Source organism: Salsuginibacillus halophilus, from assembly GCF_003014715.1.
Classification (GTDB): domain Bacteria; phylum Bacillota; class Bacilli; order Bacillales; family Marinococcaceae; genus Salsuginibacillus; species Salsuginibacillus halophilus.
This window is the reverse complement of sequence record NZ_PYAV01000009.1, coordinates 12,047-29,576: the sequence shown is the minus strand read 5'-3', so window position 1 is coordinate 29,576 and position 17,530 is coordinate 12,047. Positions and strand designations below refer to the sequence as shown.

The window sequence follows — 17,530 nt, the reverse complement described above, 5'->3', positions numbered from 1 at the left end:
TGAAGATGGCCCAGTACCGTTACCGCGGCCGCGACCGCCGCGGACGTAAAGTTTCCGGCCGTATGCAGGGAGAGGCCGAGCGCGACGTCCGTATGCAGTTGAAAGAGGACGGCATTCAAGTGACAGAACTACGTCCCTTAAACAGTATTTTGTATAAAGAAATTAACATTGGTAGCGGCGTGAAAAACAAAGAGTTTGTAATTTTTCTGCGGCAGTTCGCAACCATGCTTGGCGCCGGGATCTCTGTTGTCGATGCAACAAGCATTTTAGCAGGGCAGTCAAAAAATAAAGTGTTCCGCCGCGTTTTACAAGATGTAGAAGAAGATTTGCGCGCAGGACGGCCGTATTCGGAAGCTGCTGATCAACACCGGCGCGTCTTTCCGCCGTTGTTTGTGAATATGATGAAAGCAGGGGAAGCAGGCGGTAATCTTGATGAAATTTTGGAACGCCTGGCATCTTATTATGAGCGGCAGAATGAAACGCGGCAAAAAGTCGTTTCGGCTTTATCCTATCCGATTGTCATCGGCCTTGTGGCGTTTTTCGTTGTCTTGTTTTTGCTCTCGTTTGTTGTACCGACATTCATTGATATGTTTGAACAGTACGGCTCCGAGCTTCCGTGGATTACCCGCTTTGTTATGGCAGCCGGTGAAGCTGCCGGATCATTTTGGTGGCTTATCTTGCTTGGGCTGATCGGTGTAGTCGTGGCATATATACAGCTTCGGAAACGCTCAAGGCAGGCGCGTTATTACATTGACTATACATTGCTGCGCCTGCCGCTGTTTGGGCAGCTGCTTCGTAAAGCCGCCTTAGCTCGAATGACGCGGACGCTAAGTTCATTATTTGCAAGCTCTGTTCCTGTACTGCAGTCGGTTTCCATTGTTGAACGCGTCGTCGGTAATGAGGTAATCAGCCGCGTACTGCAGGCAGCGCGCACTTCACTTGAGCGCGGAGAGCGGATGAGTGCACCGATGGATCAACACTGGGCGTTTCCGCCGATGGTGGCGCAGATGGTCGCTGTGGGGGAGCAGACGGGTAACTTAGATGAAATGCTCGATAAAGTGGCTGACTTTTATGAAGCTGAAGTTGAAAGCGCAACTGATCAAATGAAATCGCTCATTGAACCGCTCATGATTTTAGTCTTAGCCGGCGTGGTCGGCGTGATTGTTGCAGCAATTGCCATTCCGATGTTTGAAGTATTTGGTGAAGTTCAATAACTCCCGTGTTTCATGAAACGAAAGTGCGGGTAAATAAGCACTAAGCTGGTTGCTTTGTACTTAATGAAATGTTGAACAAATCTTGTTTGATCACACTATTGACGCAGTTCATTTCTTCCGTATAATAGTCTTAGAGATGTAATGTTACACAATAGAACATAAATACGGAAGCGATGAACACCTTTCTCATGTGGGCACTTTGAAAGGCGGGAGCTAGTAGTGCAACCGGCCGTGATTGTTTAACAGTTTTTCTGTGGCAATGACGGTTTTTTTATGGATGGAACTTTCTACACGGCAGAAATGAATAATTTAATAGGAGTGGATTGAAAGATGAAAAGATTACTGAAAGACTCGCGCGGTTTAACACTTATTGAACTGCTTGCCGTTGTTGTGATTCTCGGTATTATTGCAGCCATTGCTGTCCCAGCCATCGCCAACATTATCGGTGACACGGAAGAAGACGCCCACGTTGCCAACGCAGAACAGATGATTAACGCAGCAAGAACGGCTTATGCGGCGGGAGAGGATTTTGACGCTGAAGATGACGGTTATACACTTGATGAGTTAGTGTCGGCCGGTTATATCGAGCAAACCCCATCAAATCCATTTGGTAGTGAAGAAGATTACAACGATGATAGCTTTGTGCGCGTAGACCCTGAAGCCGGTGAGGATGAAAACCGTTATGAAGTAACCTTGAATGACCCAGAAGATGATGGAAAACATATTGATGGTGCTAGTTTGGATGATTTACAAGGTGATCGTGACGAATTGTTTGAAGACGAGGACCCTTTCGGTGAGTAATAATTAAACCTCAATCCATTTGATTGAAATACCTCATTACAAATCAGCCTTCTCAGACAATGATTTATTTTCAGTGGAACCACAATAACCTATTTAACACGTCACCGTCCGGGATTAACCCCCGGGCGGTTTTTTCCGCACGAAAGGAGGGAAGTCCATGCCGCTTGGAACGTACCGCACCCGTTTTCCGCGTCCTGACCGGCCGAAAGCGCTCATTCTCTTAGTACTTCTAGGACTCATTGCTGCGTTCGGCTTGTATTACAGCAGTCAAGCTTTCGATGCTGCAGTACCGGCGGTGCATGCGTATCATGCGGCGGTTGTTGAAGATGCAGCACAAATTTATGCTGTACAAGAGCGTCCGGACGACGGGGCGGTTCGTACATTAACTGAGTTGAACGAGGCCGGCGTACTCGATGAAACGGACGGCTTATCGCTGTTTGTACACCCGGGGCTGCTGTTATACAGCCCTTCTTCATTTGTCACGTTTGAAAACGGTGCCCCGGCCTCGGTCGTTTTCTGCAATGAAGGAACAGCGTTGTGCACCATCGAGGAAGCTGTCTACATGGATGAAGTTGAATGACTGCGGCTTCTGTCACAACGCGCATAGTCATACGAAAGTTGCTGTGCTAGAATAGAAGAAAAGGTTGATCGATGGAATCGGAGAAAGGCGGCGGCAGCGGATGATGGAATGGATGGCACTGTATTGGCTCGTGGTCGGGCTGGTGATCGGTTCATTTTTAAATGTCGTCGGACTCCGGCTGCCGGCAGGGACGCCGTTTACGACGGACCGCTCCCGCTGTCCTGCCTGCGGCCGCACCATCCGCGCGTTGGAGTTAATTCCCGTTTTTTCATATATTGCTTTACGCGGCCGCTGTCGCGGGTGCGGTGAACAAATTTCAAAGTTATATCCGGTGATGGAGCTTGCAACGGGAAGCTTATTTGCGGTTACATATGTTGCGTTTGGTTACAGCCCTGAGTGGGCGGTCGCGCTTTTGTTTCTCATGATGCTGCACGTCATTGTCGTAAGTGATTTACGTTTTATGCTCATTCCTGACAAAGTGCTCCTTGCTTTTGGCTTACCGATATTACTGCTTCGTCTGACGGCCGCTCCACTTGATGTTTGGTGGTCACCACTTGCCGGAGCCCTGCTCGGTTTCAGTCTGCTGTTTGTTATTGCACTCGTAAGCCGAGGCGGCATGGGCGGTGGTGATGTAAAGCTGTTTGCGGTGCTCGGTGTGGTGCTCGGCTGGGAACTTGTGCTGCTTGCATTTTTCTTTTCAGTCTCGCTTGGGGCGGTGCTAGGCGGTATCGGTTTAATCACTGGACATGTCCGGCGAAAAGAACCGATGCCGTTCGGGCCATTTATAGCAGCTGGTGCACTTCTTGCTTACGGTTTTGGTGAAGCTGTGCTGCAATGGTATACAGGTTTTTGGCTGTAGCCGGAGAAATACATAGGAAAGGCGGACGTTGGATTGGCTTTGTTGCAAAAGAAGAAAAAGCACCGGGCGTGTTTCATCGTAAAAGACCATGTGATCCGGCTGGTCACTGCTGCAGAGGGTGAACTTTCGGCGGTGAACACGTGGGGAGAGCGTTACCTGCCGCCTGGTGTCATAGATGATGGACGCATCACAGATCATGAAACGTTTGCCCGTATTTTAGAAGAGTGTGTTGATACGTGGAACTTAAAGCGCAAACCCTTTGTATTTAATGTGCCTGATGCTTATGTTGCGGTACGGCAGGTAGAGGTACCTGCATCGCTTGAGCCGGACGAAATTGTCGGTCACATTTATCTTGAACTTGGGGAACGGATTCAACTTCCATTTGATGACCCGGTCATTGATTATCACCTGCTCGAAGAAGGAACAGAAACGAAGCAGGTACTTGTTGTTGCTTCCCCAAGAGATGTGATCAACGCATATGTAGAGCATTTCGAAGATGCAGGATTGAAGCCAAAAGCTGCCGATGCTGCACCGCTCAGCTTTTACCGGCTGCTCAGCAGCTTAGACCGTCTGCCCGGACGCGGTCATTTAATGCTCATTCATCACGACACCACGTCGGTACATATCAGCATTTTTCACCGGCATATTCCGGTGTTTATCCGTCAGTTTCAACCGTCAAATGAAGCCGGACACTGGCGTGTTGTGCATGATGAAGACGGTACCGAACGTTTGGAGCTTTTAGGAGATGAAACCGGCGCAGATGTGCAGGCACGTGAGACAGCAGAAGAAGCACTTCGGATTATGAACTTTTACCGCTACTCGTTTCAGCAGGGGGAAGCCGGGGTGGAGTACGTGTTCGTTGCAGGCGACCACCCGGGGCTTGCAGCATTTATTGCCCAGCTGAAACAAGCATCAAGTCTTCCGGTTGAAGAAATGACTGCAGGCGCCGGCGCTTTTACGGTCGACGAAGAACTGCCGTCGCGTTTTGTAGAGGCGGCCGGCTTAATTATTAAACAACGTCTACACAAGTAATGAAGGAGGCGGCGGCGTGTTTGTTGATGTAAATTTACTGCCTGAAAAAGTTAAGCGCGACTACAGCTTACTTGCCGTCGCCGGCATCGCACTTGCCGGGCTGCTTCTCGTGTTTGGCGGTTTCACCCTTTGGGAAAGCGGGCTGGAACAAGACCAGGCTGAAGTTCAAGAGGCACTTGAAGAGGAGCAGGTGCAGGCAGCTGCGCTTGAAGAAGACATTGAAGAAGCTGAAGAAGATGACACAGCACGTTACGAGGAGGCGGTCGCAGGTGTTGAAGGACGAACGCTCCCAGTTGCTGAGATGCTTGATGAACTTGTATCGCTCCTTCCTGAAAGCGGGTACTTTCTACAATTTGAGTTTGATTATGAGCTTGAAGAAGTGTTTTTAAGTGTGCAGTTTGATGACATCGAAGCTTCAGCATCATATCAGCATGAATTAAGTGAAGCTGATTTTATTGAAGAAGCCCATCTACATAGCCTAGATACAGTTGACCCGCTTCAGGAGGCAGAGGCAACCGGCGGGGCACGTCTGCCGCGTTACCATGTGTTCTACCGGCTTGATTGGAACCACGATGAGCTGCAGGCACTCGGTGAGGAGGAAAGCGAATGATTTCTTTCACCCGGTTTCATTACATACTGCTTGGTGCAGTCGGTGGACTGCTGCTCATTTTAAGCTTTGTCTACATGACCCAAGTCATTCAGCCGGAGCGGACAGCGTTATCACAACAGGAAGAAGCCCTCGAACATGCTGAGGAGCGTACAGAAGACCTGCAAGAGCAGCGTCAAGAAGCAGCAGTAGATGAAAGCGTACTTCCGGTGTCAGAGAAGCGCAAGCTGCCGGCTGACCCTGCCATTGACGACTTAATGATGGATATTGAACAGGCTCAGGGGATGTCGGGTGCTTACGTCTTATACGTTGATGTCGCCGAAGGGGCGCCGCTTGCCCCGGCAGATGGTGAAGTGCCGGAGGAAGAGAACGAAGCCCCTGTCGTTGACGAGGACGCTGTAGCACCACAAACGCCTGAAGAGGCTGATGAGGAAAACGATGAAGAACAGGGGTCCGAGCAAGGTGGGGTACCGGCAGGTGCAAGTGTCACAGAGGCTGAGTTGGTAGATGGTGTAGAAGCTTTAACGGTGGAGATGTCGGTGCGCTCTGCAGACTATTTCGGCTTATCGTCGTTTTTACATCAGCTCGATTCCTTGCAGCGGTTGTTAAACATTGAATATTTATATTTTGACGGGCAGGATGAACGAGTATCTATAGATGACGAAACAGATCCGCTGGAGTTTACGGTTGTTGCTTCCACCTATTATTTTCCTCAAGGTGCAGAAGTTGCAGAAGAAGCTCCTGTACATGACTTTCTGCCACCGGTAAATAAAGATAACCCTATCTTAGAAGAGGGCTCACGTTAAAGATAAAAATGATATTTAAGCTTTGAACAGGACGACAAATGTCTTGTTCTTTTTTGTATCAAGCGTGATAAAGTGAAAGTAGTGAAAGGAACCGATCAGGCGGAAGGAGGCCGTGCGGTGACGGGAAATGATACGAATCAAAAGGATGAGCCAAAGGGTCAAAGCAATGAGTCACCCCGTACAACCGAAAAGAATCGTGACGGTATCGTAGATTTTAATGCAAAAAAGCAACAACATGAAAAGCGCCGTGGCCCGTATTGGGATGATGGTAACAGGGAGCATAGTCCCGGCCTGCCATTTCACCGCAAAAAAAAGGCAGATCGTCCGGATGCAGCAGACGCCAAAAAGCGTGTATGGATCAAATTAAGCTTATTGATTGGTGCCGCGGTTGTGCTTGGTGTCGTGTTTGGGACACTGCTTTTGCAGCTACTAACCAGTCCAGAGCCTGCTGATCCAGCTTCGACAGCTTCGTTAAATAACGAGACACCTCCAGCGGCAGATACTGCCGCGACAGACTGGGAGGTCACACTTTTACAACTTGGCGCCTATGAGACAACAGCTAAAGCTGAAGAAGATCAAAGTCAAATTGCCGCGCGCGGCTGGCCGGCCTTAAAATACGACTCAGATGAAACGTACTTCATTGCAGCAGGCATCACGGATCAAAATGAAACGAAAACGATGTGGCAAGCGTGGGCTGAGGAAGAAGAACAGCCAATTTATATGAAAGAAGAGCGAATTGAGGTTGAAAGCAGTACAAAGGAAATTTTGCAGCCAGTGATCAATGCGACTGCTTCAGCTGTTACAGGAGAAAAGCTTGAGACAGAAACCATCAATGATTTACAAGCAGAGTTAAATGAACTTGCGGAACAAGGAGACGAAGCGGCTGCTGAATTGTGGCTTGAGCGTTTAGCGGACGAGCCATCAGCTGTTGAACTGCAGGAAGCAGCATTTGATGAACTTTTTCATTGACGAAAGGGTTTCGTTTGGTAAACTTATAGTACCCTTGTACAATGAAATCAATCATTGTTTTTGAAAGGGTGACCCTTCATGTCCCAACTTATTTTAGCCTCCGCTTCTCCGCGCCGAAAAGAACTGCTTGAGCAGGTCGGCTATGAATTCCGTATTGAACCAACAGATGCAGATGAAACGTTGCCGGTTAATATGACACTAGAAGACGGTGTTATTGAACTTGCAGCCCGAAAAGCAAAAACCTTAACCCCACAACCTGGCGAAGTGATTTTAGCGGCTGATACGCTCGTTACACAAGGCGGCTTAGCACTTGGAAAGCCGAAAAACAATGACGAAGCTTTTGAAATGCTTCGTCGTTTATCCGGAACGACACACGAAGTCATTACAGGTGTTGCGCTTTTTCACGCTGATGGCATGGAACGATTTTACGAAAAGACGATTGTAAGTTTTAATGAACTTGATGAAACGCTGATCGCGCGCTACATTGCTTCAAAAGAGCCGGTAGATAAAGCAGGCGCTTACGGCATTCAAGGTCTCGGCGCAGTGCTTGTGAAGCAGATTACCGGTGATTACAATAACGTGGTCGGTCTGCCTATCAGCCTGGTATATCACAAACTTAAAAGTTATGGCATCGATCCGTTAATTAAGGAGGATTAATTGAATTCATCAGAACCCTTTCTTATCCGCGATGTCCCGGCAAGTGAACGTCCTCGTGAACGCATGCTGAACGTTGGTGCTTCCAAGCTAACCAATGCAGAACTTGTCGCCCTTTTACTGCGCACCGGCAGCAAAAGCGAATCTGTGCTCCAGCTCGCTCAACGTGTGCTGCAAAAATTTAACGGGCTTGAATTGATCGGTGATGCAACGATTGAAGAACTACAGACAATTAGCGGTATCGGTCGGGCGAAAGCAGTGGAATTACAGGCTGCGATTGAGCTCGGCCGCCGCATTCAAAACTTTCAATCTCCTGCACCTTACTTTATTCGTACCCCGGATGACGCTGCCAGCCTCGTCATGGAGGATATGCGTTCCCTCCGACAAGAACATTTTGTTACCCTTTGCTTAAACACGAAAAACCAAGTGATTCATCGTGAAACGTTATTCGTTGGCGGGTTGAACACAAGCATCGTTCATCCTCGTGAAGTGTTTAAAGAAGCGCTCCGCCGCTCAGCAGCGTCGATCATCTGCCTGCATAACCATCCATCCGGTGATCCAGGCCCGAGCCGTGAGGATATCGAAGTTACCAATCGTCTCGTAAGCTGCGGACATCTTCTTGGCATAGAAGTCCTTGATCACTTAATTATTGGTAACCGCACATTTACAAGTTTGAAAGAAGAAGGTCATATGTAGCAGTGTCGGCACCGGCCATGTGCCTCGGTACCGGGGACATTTTGAGGAAATTTGTAAATCGGGCTGTACAGGCTATGTTTTTCGAACAATTTTACGTATAATGATGAACTGTCATAAACGTCTGTGCAGTTTCGTCTGCCGGAAGAGATAAAATGAGTAAGACCCCCGGCTGCTTTTAAGTAGCTTGAGGCTTTGGGACAATGAAGGGAGATTACATAGCATGTTTGGTGGATTCTCGAAAGATTTAGGTATTGATTTAGGAACAGCAAATACGCTCGTTTATGCGAAAGGGCGCGGTGTCATTGTACGTGAGCCGTCTGTTGTAGCAAAACGATCGGATAGCCATACAATTGAAGCCGTAGGAAATGACGCAAAAAATATGATCGGTCGTACACCAGGAAATATTACGGCGGTTCGTCCAATGAAAGATGGGGTCATTGCAGATTTTGATACAACGGCTACGATGTTAAAGTACTTTATTAAGCAGGCGCAACGTTCTAAATCGCTTTTTGGACGTAAGCCGAATGTCATGGTTTGTGTGCCTTCAGGGATTACATCTGTTGAAAAACGTGCTGTAGAGGATGCGACAAAACAGGCAGGTGCACGTGAAGCGTACACGATTGAAGAGCCGTTTGCGGCTGCAATTGGTGCAGATCTTCCGGTATGGGAACCAACAGGAAGTATGGTTGTAGATATCGGTGGAGGAACAACAGAAGTTGCCATTATTTCACTCGGCGGTATTGTCACGAGCGAGTCGATCCGCATTGCTGGTGATGAGATGGATCAAAACATTATTCAGTACATTAAGCGGACGTACAACTTAATGATCGGTGAAAGAACAGCAGAAGCATTAAAGATGGAAATTGGCTCAGCTGCTAAAGAAACAAAGCCGGATACAATGGAGATTCGCGGCCGTGATCTTGTAAGCGGACTGCCAAAAACAATTACAATCGAAGCTCAGGAAATAGCTTCTGCTTTGAGTGAAACTGTGCGCACGATTGTTGATACGGTGAAGTACACGTTAGAGCAGACACCGCCGGAGCTTGCAGCAGACATTATGGACCGCGGTATTGTGATTACTGGCGGTGGCGGCATGCTGCACGGCTTGGATCAAGTCCTCAGCGATGAAACACATATGCCCGTGTTAATTGCTGAAGAGCCGCTTGACTGCGTCGCACTTGGTACAGGGCGCGCGCTTGAAAACATTCATTTATTTCACTCTAAAGCTGGAATTACAGCGCGTTCTAACCGAAAAAGCTAAACTTTTTTTCAAGCGACCGGAAAGATATCGAATCTTTCCGGCTTCTGCTGTTTAAGTTTCACCCGGCGCGTTGTATCATTAAATGTAGGTGCCGCGTCTAGTGTGCATATTTTAACGAATACAGGTGTTCAATCATGCCTCATTTCTTTTCAAATAAACGTTTAATTATTTTAATGGTCAGCATTATTCTACTCGTTGCTGTGATCGGGTTTTCGACAAGAGAGCGCGAAGAGTTAACACTTCCGGAGCAGTTTGTACGCGATGCTGTCGGCGTTGGTCAAAACGTATTTCAACAGCCGGCAAACATGATTAACGGTGTTGTAGATACAATCCGTGATATCCGCTATGTTTACGAGGAAAACCAAGTGTTAAAAGACAGGCTTGATGAATACGCCATGGTCGCAAGTGAACGTGACACATTGAAACAAGAAAATGCGACACTTCAAGAGATGGCTGATGCTGAAGAAAGCCTAGGAGATTATGTAACCCGGCCTGCACTTGTCATTCACCGTTCGCCTGATCAATGGACGGAAACAATTGGTATTAATAAGGGAAGCCAGGATGGGATTGAAAGCGGTATGGCTGTGATAACACCGGAAGGGTTAATCGGACAAATTGACCGGACGTCGCAGTTCAGCTCGACTGTACAGCTGTTATCTGACGGTGATCCGTCAAACCGCGTCTCAGCTATGGTACATACCGAAGATGATCCAGTTTATGCGTTTGTTGAAGGCTGGGATGAAGAACGAGAAGGGCTGCTTCTACGTAAGATTGAGTCGGAAGCAGAAGTTGAAGAAGGTCAGCTTGTGAGTACTTCCGGACTTGGCGGTGTTTTCCCCCGCGGTTTAACCGTCGGAGAGATTCAAGAAGTCGGTCCGGATGAGTACGGTTTGACGCAAGATGCCTTGATCAAGCCGGTTGCAGACTTTTACAATATTGAGCATGTCCGCGTCATTGAACGTGAAGCACAAAACTTGGATGAACAGCTGCTGGATGAAGTAGAAATTGACGATGAGGAAGATGAAGAAGAGATTGAAGAAGTGCCGCTTGAAGAAGGGGCGGGCGATCCGTGATGCGTTACTTGCCATTTCTCATTGTGTTTACACTGTTTTTGATTGAGGGAACGTGGTATCAGATGGTTGTGCCCCATCCGTTGGAAAACGGATGGATGCTCATTCCTAGATTTACAATTGTCACTTTGATCATTTGTGCCATATTCCGAGGACCGGTGCTTGGCATGTTTTACGGATTAAGTATCGGTCTTTTATATGATTTTATTTATACGGATGTGCTCGGGATTTATATGTTTTCAGCCGCATTTACCGGTTATTTATTTGCTTTTAAGCTGCCGCAGGTACAGCGGAGCTTCGTTTGGATATTGATCGTTAGTATGCTCGGTTTTTCCGTGTTTGAATCTCTTGTATATGTCTTACACTTAAGCATTGGAACGATTCATTTAAGCGGAGAAGTGTTTTTTTATCATCGTCTTCTACCCTCTCTTGGATTAAATGCTTTATTAGCAATGCTATTAATTTATCCCATGCGTAAGTTGATGCGGTATTTAAAATTGCGTGAACAATCAAGAGACGAAGCTGTATAAAACCTTCATTTTGAGAGGCAGGATTTTATAAAGGCTTTGGCGAATAAGAACAGTATCGTCTGCTGTAGCTGCGAAAAAACAGCGGTCTAAAAGGGTAGGTGAATGGTGTGCTGCAAAGCCAGAGTAAGCAGAAAGTAACGATTAAAGGAAATAAAGACGGCTTAACGGTCCATTTAGATGACCGTTGTGCATTTGAAGAACTGATTGAAGAACTGCAGGAAAAAATGACTGAAGAAGGGCTTCCAACCGGAGAAGGACCTGAAATTCACGTTAATGTTGATGTAGGCTACCGCTACATTCCTCCGGAAGATGAGCACGCGGTGATTCAAACAATTGAACAGCATGGTCGCATCCATGTTGCGAATGTACATAGTCAGGTCATTTCAAAATATGAGGCTGAAGAGCAAAAGAAAGAAACTGAAATAGCGAAAGTTGCCCGGATTGTCCGCTCTGGTCAGGTCGTTCACACAAAAGGAGATCTTCTTCTTTTAGGAGATGTGAATCCTGGCGGCACTGTTGAAGCAACTGGGAGTATTTATGTCATGGGTACGCTGCAAGGTATGGCACGAGCAGGAATTGAAGGGCGCGGCGATGCCTATGTAGCAGCAGGGGTTATGAATCCAGCACAAATTATGATAAACGAATCCGTTTATATCGCAGCGGATGAAAATGTTGAAGAAAACGGACAAAGTACGAACGATGTGCAGGAGAGCCCGTGTTACGCGTATATTAATGGCAAGGATATTCAATTTGATAAAATGCGTGGATTCAGCACGAGGTAATGCCGTTTTTCAAGAGAAGGAGGAATCATGGTGGGAGAGGCAATAGTGATTACGTCTGGGAAAGGCGGCGTAGGAAAAACAACAACGACGGCGAATATAGGCACGGCGCTCGCTTTGCAGGGCAAGCACGTTTGCCTGCTCGATACAGATATTGGGCTTCGTAATCTTGACGTCATTATGGGGCTTGAAAACCGGATTATTTATGATTTAGTCGACGCAGCTGAAGGCCGGTGTAAGCCGCAGCAGGCGATTGTAAAGGATAAACGATTCGACTGCCTCCATTTGCTGCCGGCAGCACAGACGACAGATAAGTCCGCTGTGACGCCGGAACAGATGAAAAGTTTAGTTCAAGAGCTCCGGCCGCACTATGATTATTTATTAATTGACTGCCCGGCCGGCATTGAGCAAGGTTATAAAAATGCAGTGGCAGGTGCAGATCAAGCGATTGTTGTAACAACTCCGGACAACTCTGCAGTACGCGATGCAGACCGGATTATTGGTTTGTTAGAACAGGAAGACTTAGCAGCACCGAAACTTATTGTAAACCGTGTACCCATCGTGCGCTCTGATTATGAAGATGCGTTAGATGTAGATGATGTCGTTTCCACCCTTGCTATTGATCTTTTAGGTATGGTGGTTAACGATGAAAACGTACTGAAAGCTGCCCAGCAAGGGGAGCCTATTGCTATGAATCCATCGACAAAGCCCGGTCTTGCTTACCGTAACATTGCCCGGCGTATTCTCGGTGAGTCTGTACCGCTTATGTCTCTTGAGGAAAAAGAAGGTTTCATGAATAAGCTGAAGCGGATGTTTGGCGTCGGAAAAACATCTTAAATAAAAAGGCCGGAACCGTAATTACGGTTCCGGCTTTTTTCAATGATTATATCGGTTTATGAGCCACTGCAATGCCGAGCGGGTAGTGTTTTTTTCGTTTCGTTGATTCGATGAGTGGACCGCTTTGGTAGAACAGTTCAGCATGAAATGCCTTAAATAAGTTCAAAAACTCAGCTTCGGTCAATTGATGATAATGAAATGGTGAATTGGTCGGCTCCCCGCGGCCGTTTCCAAACGGTGTAGAAACGATGAGTGTGCCACCCGGTTTTAAGCATTGAGTTACTGCGGCGATAAAGGTTTCGTCGGATGGGACGTGTTCAATCGTTTCAAAGCTAACGATAGTATCAAACATCCCAAGGGATTCGAGCGCATTCGGTGCGTTCACATCAGCGTAAGAAAAGGTAGTGTTTGGATGGTGGTAATTCGCTCTTGCGTAAGTAAGAGAAGCTTCATCGATATCTGCACCGACAAGCGTAGTTCCTTGTTTTTTCGTTTTTTTCGCAAGCAGCTTCGTCCCATAGCCGGCACCGCAAGCAATATCAAGTGTTCGTCCGTGTACATAAGGTACAGCAAAATGATAGCGTGCTAAGTGTTCAATTAACATGCCGTTATCCCAAGACATATTTTCGGGTATAATTCGTTCTCCGGTATCTTTTAGCATAACATTCACCGCTTTATTCGTGTTTTCGCCATTGTAACATAGAGCTCTTACGCGTATTACGAAGTGCGAAAACGTTTCGGTACAATCAACCTTAAATCAGTTCTGTAAGAAAACTTAAATACTGTACGAACGCGGACAACTTGTGCTATCATACAAATAGATTGAATATTTTATGAACTTTAAACGTCCTGCTTGCTTAAGTGTCCTGATAACCTGCCACGGATCATGCCGTTCATGGATAGGAGGAATCAGAGATGATGAAAGAACGTTATTTAACGTCTGAAGAAGAAGCGAAGCAGAGGGAGCTGGAGACAAAAATCCGCAGCGCTGAGACAGAACAAGATTTTCGTCGCTATACAACAGAACTACGTCTCCTCCAAGAGAAAGCAAAAGTAAGAGCTGAGACAGAAACGATCCCTCAGTAAATCTGAGGGTTTTAGTATGTGAATGAATGTCATCATGCGTCATAAGAGGATAAAACCGAAGCCATCTTCACGCTAGACGGATGTTTTTTAATGGGGCTTTCTTCAGCCAGAAGGTGTCGCATATTTTGTTTTGATCCTGTTTACATCTAAGGTAAGTGAGCAGTAACCTGCGCGTGAATTAAAGGTCTATAGACCCGTGCCCTCCGGGTGCAAGCGTCCGCCGAAAAGCGACACCAGCCTTCATTTTTCTTAAAAGCTTGCCTACACGCTGGATCCCCTAGTAAATCTGGGGGTTTTTCTTTTGCTATGACCTTTTGCGATAAATAAAAAAGAGGCGGGATGATTTATGAAAATCAATGTGGATCACACACCGGTTTACGGATTGGATCTTGATGAAAAAAGTCGATGCCAGCATTATCATACAGCAGTTGATATTATTAGCAATGCCTGCGCTTGTTGTGACAGCTTTTATGCGTGTGCACGCTGCCATCAAGCTGTAATGAATCGGCCGTTTCAACCCTTTCCTGCTTCCAGGCGGAAGGAAGGCTGTGTCATGTGTGGAAACTGTGGTTATAAAATGACAAAAGAAGTTTATCAAACAGCAAACGACCAATGCCCGGAATGCGATCACCCATTTAACCCAAACTGTAAACAACATGCCAAATGGTATTTCTCTTGAATCATAACTTGTTGTACAACCTCATAGCATGAACTACATTCACTATTGTGGGTGAAAGCTCCATGCGGAGGGATGATTATGGATCGCCGAAGAGCACAAATTGCCCGAAAAATAAGGGCTCGCCAGCGGGATGTTGACGAAAAGAAGCGCGAGCCGCTGCCTTATACGTACCATCCGGGGCCCGAAGAGATGCAGCAGCATGAGCCGGAGTTTTACGCGTGGCAGCAAGCTTACAAAGATGAACCAAAACGTAAAAAGCAGCTGCAGCACCGCTTTCTCGTGCAATGGTTAAGTGCTTTGTTTTTGTTTTTAATCATCGGTATGTTGTTTCAAGCTGATAATCCAAGACTTGTGCCGGTACAGCAGGCCGTTGAGTCCTCTTTTCAGGACCATTTTCAATTTGCCGCTGCTGCTTCCTGGTATGAAGAAAACTTTGGTTCTCCACTGCCTTATATGCCGGAGATCGCTGGTAGTGATGAAACAGTGGAGGACCCTGCTGCTGAAGTTTCCTATGCGGCACCAGCTGTAGGTGTTATTGCTGAGCCTTTTTCTGAACATGGACGCGGCATTAGATTGGAAACCATTGAAAGTGGAACGGTGGAAGCAGCCCAAGGTGGTGTTGTGATTCATGCAGGCGCAAGTGAAACTTGGGGTGAAGCGGTGGCTGTACAGCATGAAAACGGGGATGAATCATGGTACGGCATGCTTGAAAACGTAGATGTCGGACTATATGAACACGTGAGCGCCGGTGATGTTATCGGACAAGCTGCAGTGCAGGAAGGGACAGACAAGCGTCAATTCAGTTTCGGTGTGAAAGAAGACGGAGAGTTTATTGACCCGTTGGATGTGATGACTTTTGAATAGACGGCTGCCCCCTGTGCGGATCCATCCGGTCTGCTGGTTGATTATCGGAACGGCTGTGCTGACTGGGCACTTTCGTGAGCTTCTCTTATTTTCGCTCATCATCTTCTTGCATGAATGCGGGCATACGGCGGCAGCGTTCTCCTTTGGTTGGACGATTCGCCGCATTGTTTTATTTCCGTTTGGCGGGGCTGCTGAGTTTGATCAAGGCCCGAACCGTCCGTTTCAAGAAGAAGTTACAGTAATATTGGCCGGCCCTGCTATGCACTTGCTGCTGGCGGCGGCTGCTTTTTTATTGGTTCAAACTCCGGTATTATCGATAGATACTTACAATACGTTGTTTCAAATGAATACTGCTTTGCTTTTACTCAATATTGTTCCTGTTCTCCCTTTGGATGGTGGTCGTTTGTTACAAGTATTGTCAGCGCAAGTTTTTTCGTTTCAAACGGCACAGCAGGCGGCTGCAGCTGTTTCCTGGGTGGTGTTTAGTGGTATACTTGCTGTACTGATTGCAGGCGAGGCTGGTCACTTGCAGTGGTGGGTGCTTGCAGCGTTTTTATTCATGCATCATTATCAATTTTATAAATCCCGTCCGTATGTGTATATGCGTTTTCTTCTTGAGAGACAGCAGTCGTTCAAGCATTTAGAAAAGCGAACACCACGCATCTGCAAGCTCCCGCCGGAAACACCGGTGAAAACTGCTCTTTCACAGTTACGTCTGCACCAAAGAACCGTATTTATTGTTCAGCCTGACGGAGAAGTTCTACATGAGAAAAAGTTGCTTGAAGAAAGTTTTCGCTCAAGCCGGTGGCAGGATCGGCTTGAAGATGTCATTGGTAATGAAAGCGAGGTGAAAAATGGTTGGAATTAATCATTGACCGTACTGAAGAAGCCGTTTGGTCGGCGGTTAGAGAAGAAAAGCAAATTGTAGAAGTAGATATGCGGCGTGCCGGTGCGCTTGCAGCTGGAACAATTGTTGATGGGGTTGTGACGGAATTAATGCCGAGCATGAATGCAGCGTTTGTGCATGTCGGACGCTCGAAGGCAGGGCTTTTGCACCTTGAAGATTTAGCAGCGTTTCGCGCTGATGCGTCAATAAAAGAAGGAGCAAAGATTCAAGACTGGCTGCGGCCAGGAGAGTGTGTTCGCGTTCAAGTTCGACGCGAAGAAGTAGAGTCAAAAGGTCCGAAGTTATCAACCATATTAAAATTTAACGGCAGAGGCATTGTATACATCGCAAATAGTGAAGAAATAGGCGTCTCGAAACGCTTAGCATCTGAATCCGGTCGGGCTGCCTGGCGCGAAACTTTAAAAACGTGGGCTGCGCCAGGCGAAGGTTTTATTTTGCGTACAGAAGCAGCTGCAATGACCGAAACTGAAGTGAAAAAAGAAGCGGACAGGCTTCGAAAAACAGCAGCTTATGTTCACGAGGATGCAAGAGCGGATGCGCCTGCCGTCGTTTCTCCTTCCGCTTCTTTCCTTGAACAAAAACTAACCGATACAGCTGTGAGTTTACTTAACCGTGTAATTGTGAATCACCCAGCCGATGCAGCTGCCGCTGAAGATTTTTTAAGCCGATTTGGTGCCAGGAACGTAACGGTTGAAATGATAAATCAAGGCTCAACATTTGCAGCTGAAAATGTATGCGCTGAACTTAAGCACGTTTTTACACCAAAGGTACCGCTTGCCGGTGGCGGTTCGATTATGATTGAATGTACGGAAGCTTTGACAGCCATTGATGTAAATATGGGTGGATTTAAAAAAGAAAACAGTCGCAAACAAGCAATACAAAAGGCAAATGAAACAGCCATTCTTGAAATTGCTCGTCAGCTGAGACTGCGAGATATCGGTGGTTTAATTGTCATCGATTTAATTGATATGGCAGATGAAGTTGATAAAGAAAATGTTTTACAATTGCTCAAAAAGAAACTTCAAGATGACCGTAAAAAAACGAATGTGGGAGGGATCACTCAATTTGGGCTAGTTGAGCTTACCCGCAAACGAACCGGCAGCAGCTGGCTAGAGGAAGCAAAGCAATTATGTTCATTGTGCAATGGAGAGGGAAACATCATTAAAGAGTCGATCATTCCAGGCTTTAAGTTCACCGATTGACACGTATGCGAGGCAATGGTAAAATTCTTTTGTTCGTTGTTTGGAGCACCCAAACTTCAACCGCTCACGAACAGGTTATAAAGTCCGCTTTGCGGCA

The 17,530-nt window shown here is 46.8% G+C and carries 21 protein-coding genes, 1 riboswitch and 1 other annotated feature (1 of these 23 only partly in view); of the genes, 20 read left to right on the top strand and 1 reads right to left on the bottom strand.

Translation table 11 applies throughout. The features are described from left to right. Nucleotides 1-5: 5 nt before the first annotated feature. The 15 genes from B0H94_RS09800 to minD all read left to right on the top strand — a co-directional run bounded on the left by B0H94_RS09800 (nt 6) and on the right by minD (nt 12,695). A complete protein-coding gene (locus B0H94_RS09800) occupies nt 6-1,214 on the top strand; it encodes a type II secretion system F family protein (RefSeq protein WP_106589085.1) in 1,209 nt (402 codons plus the stop codon). Between the two features lie 157 nt (nt 1,215-1,371). After that, a riboswitch (cyclic di-GMP riboswitch) is annotated at nt 1,372-1,454 on the top strand. 90 nt (nt 1,455-1,544) lie between these two features. Then, nucleotides 1,545-2,015, top strand: a complete 471-nt coding sequence (locus B0H94_RS09795) for a prepilin-type N-terminal cleavage/methylation domain-containing protein (protein WP_106589084.1) — start codon at nt 1,545-1,547, stop codon at nt 2,013-2,015. 157 nt (nt 2,016-2,172) lie between these two features. After that, the gene (locus tag B0H94_RS09790; protein ID WP_106589083.1) at nt 2,173-2,595 is read left to right on the top strand and encodes a hypothetical protein; all 423 of its coding nucleotides are present in this window, start codon (nt 2,173-2,175) and stop codon (nt 2,593-2,595) included. Nucleotides 2,596-2,695: 100 nt separating this feature from the next. Further along, nucleotides 2,696-3,454 (top strand): prepilin peptidase, encoded by a 759-nt coding sequence (locus B0H94_RS09785; RefSeq protein WP_245893956.1) that lies wholly within the window; start codon nt 2,696-2,698, stop codon nt 3,452-3,454. A gap of 33 nt (nt 3,455-3,487) precedes the next feature. Continuing rightward, complete coding sequence (gene pilM, locus B0H94_RS09780; protein ID WP_181315347.1) at nt 3,488-4,486, top strand: type IV pilus biogenesis protein PilM; 999 nt, start codon at nt 3,488-3,490, stop codon at nt 4,484-4,486. A gap of 16 nt (nt 4,487-4,502) precedes the next feature. Beyond that, nucleotides 4,503-5,096, top strand: a complete 594-nt coding sequence (locus B0H94_RS09775) for a hypothetical protein (RefSeq protein ID WP_106589081.1) — start codon at nt 4,503-4,505, stop codon at nt 5,094-5,096. Beyond that, a complete protein-coding gene (locus B0H94_RS09770; protein WP_106589080.1) occupies nt 5,093-5,899 on the top strand; it encodes a hypothetical protein in 807 nt (268 codons plus the stop codon). The genes B0H94_RS09775 and B0H94_RS09770 overlap by 4 nt, the downstream gene beginning before the upstream one ends. 117 nt (nt 5,900-6,016) lie before the next feature. Then, a complete protein-coding gene (locus B0H94_RS09765; RefSeq protein ID WP_106589079.1) occupies nt 6,017-6,868 on the top strand; it encodes a hypothetical protein in 852 nt (283 codons plus the stop codon). A 78-nt stretch (nt 6,869-6,946) separates the two neighbouring features. Beyond that, the gene (locus B0H94_RS09760) at nt 6,947-7,525 is read left to right on the top strand and encodes a Maf family protein (protein ID WP_106589078.1); all 579 of its coding nucleotides are present in this window, start codon (nt 6,947-6,949) and stop codon (nt 7,523-7,525) included. After that, entirely contained in the window at nt 7,526-8,218 is a 693-nt protein-coding gene (gene radC, locus B0H94_RS09755) for a RadC family protein (protein ID WP_282432542.1), read from the top strand. Nucleotides 8,219-8,438: 220 nt separating this feature from the next. Next, nucleotides 8,439-9,479 carry a rod shape-determining protein gene (locus B0H94_RS09750; RefSeq protein ID WP_106589077.1) on the top strand — a complete coding sequence of 347 codons (1,041 nt, stop codon included), beginning with the start codon at nt 8,439-8,441 and terminating at the stop codon, nt 9,477-9,479. A 134-nt stretch (nt 9,480-9,613) separates the two neighbouring features. After that, on the top strand, nt 9,614-10,552 hold the full coding sequence (gene mreC / locus B0H94_RS09745) for a rod shape-determining protein MreC (RefSeq protein WP_106589076.1): 939 nt from the start codon (nt 9,614-9,616) through the stop codon (nt 10,550-10,552). After that, a complete protein-coding gene (gene mreD / locus B0H94_RS09740) occupies nt 10,552-11,079 on the top strand; it encodes a rod shape-determining protein MreD (protein ID WP_245893964.1) in 528 nt (175 codons plus the stop codon). The genes mreC and mreD overlap by 1 nt, the downstream gene beginning before the upstream one ends. Before the next feature lie 107 nt (nt 11,080-11,186). Beyond that, the gene (minC, locus tag B0H94_RS09735; RefSeq protein ID WP_181315346.1) at nt 11,187-11,861 is read left to right on the top strand and encodes a septum site-determining protein MinC; all 675 of its coding nucleotides are present in this window, start codon (nt 11,187-11,189) and stop codon (nt 11,859-11,861) included. A gap of 30 nt (nt 11,862-11,891) precedes the next feature. After that, nucleotides 11,892-12,695, top strand: a complete 804-nt coding sequence (minD, locus tag B0H94_RS09730) for a septum site-determining protein MinD (protein ID WP_106589073.1) — start codon at nt 11,892-11,894, stop codon at nt 12,693-12,695. 46 nt (nt 12,696-12,741) lie between these two features. On the opposite strand, the gene B0H94_RS09725 is transcribed toward minD, so the two are convergent. Further along, on the bottom strand, nt 12,742-13,356 hold the full coding sequence (locus B0H94_RS09725) for a class I SAM-dependent methyltransferase (RefSeq protein ID WP_106589072.1): 615 nt from the start codon (nt 13,354-13,356) through the stop codon (nt 12,742-12,744). A gap of 254 nt (nt 13,357-13,610) precedes the next feature. Here B0H94_RS09725 and B0H94_RS15195 point away from each other — a divergent pair, with 254 nt between their 5' ends. The 5 genes from B0H94_RS15195 to B0H94_RS09705 all read left to right on the top strand — a co-directional run bounded on the left by B0H94_RS15195 (nt 13,611) and on the right by B0H94_RS09705 (nt 17,433). After that, entirely contained in the window at nt 13,611-13,781 is a 171-nt protein-coding gene (locus tag B0H94_RS15195) for a hypothetical protein (protein ID WP_181315345.1), read from the top strand. 346 nt (nt 13,782-14,127) lie between these two features. After that, nucleotides 14,128-14,460: a CHY zinc finger protein gene (locus B0H94_RS09720; protein ID WP_106589071.1), complete on the top strand. Its 333-nt coding sequence runs from the start codon at nt 14,128-14,130 to the stop codon at nt 14,458-14,460. 78 nt (nt 14,461-14,538) lie between these two features. After that, nucleotides 14,539-15,324, top strand: a complete 786-nt coding sequence (locus tag B0H94_RS09715) for a M23 family metallopeptidase (RefSeq protein ID WP_181315344.1) — start codon at nt 14,539-14,541, stop codon at nt 15,322-15,324. Beyond that, complete coding sequence (locus B0H94_RS09710; protein WP_146139942.1) at nt 15,317-16,192, top strand: site-2 protease family protein; 876 nt, start codon at nt 15,317-15,319, stop codon at nt 16,190-16,192. Before B0H94_RS09715 ends, B0H94_RS09710 begins: the two co-directional genes overlap by 8 nt. Next, entirely contained in the window at nt 16,183-17,433 is a 1,251-nt protein-coding gene (locus B0H94_RS09705; protein ID WP_106589068.1) for a ribonuclease E/G, read from the top strand. The genes B0H94_RS09710 and B0H94_RS09705 overlap by 10 nt, the downstream gene beginning before the upstream one ends. 48 nt (nt 17,434-17,481) lie before the next feature. Continuing rightward, nucleotides 17,482-17,530 (top strand) — a sequence feature (ribosomal protein L21 leader region) (it continues 30 nt past the right edge of the window).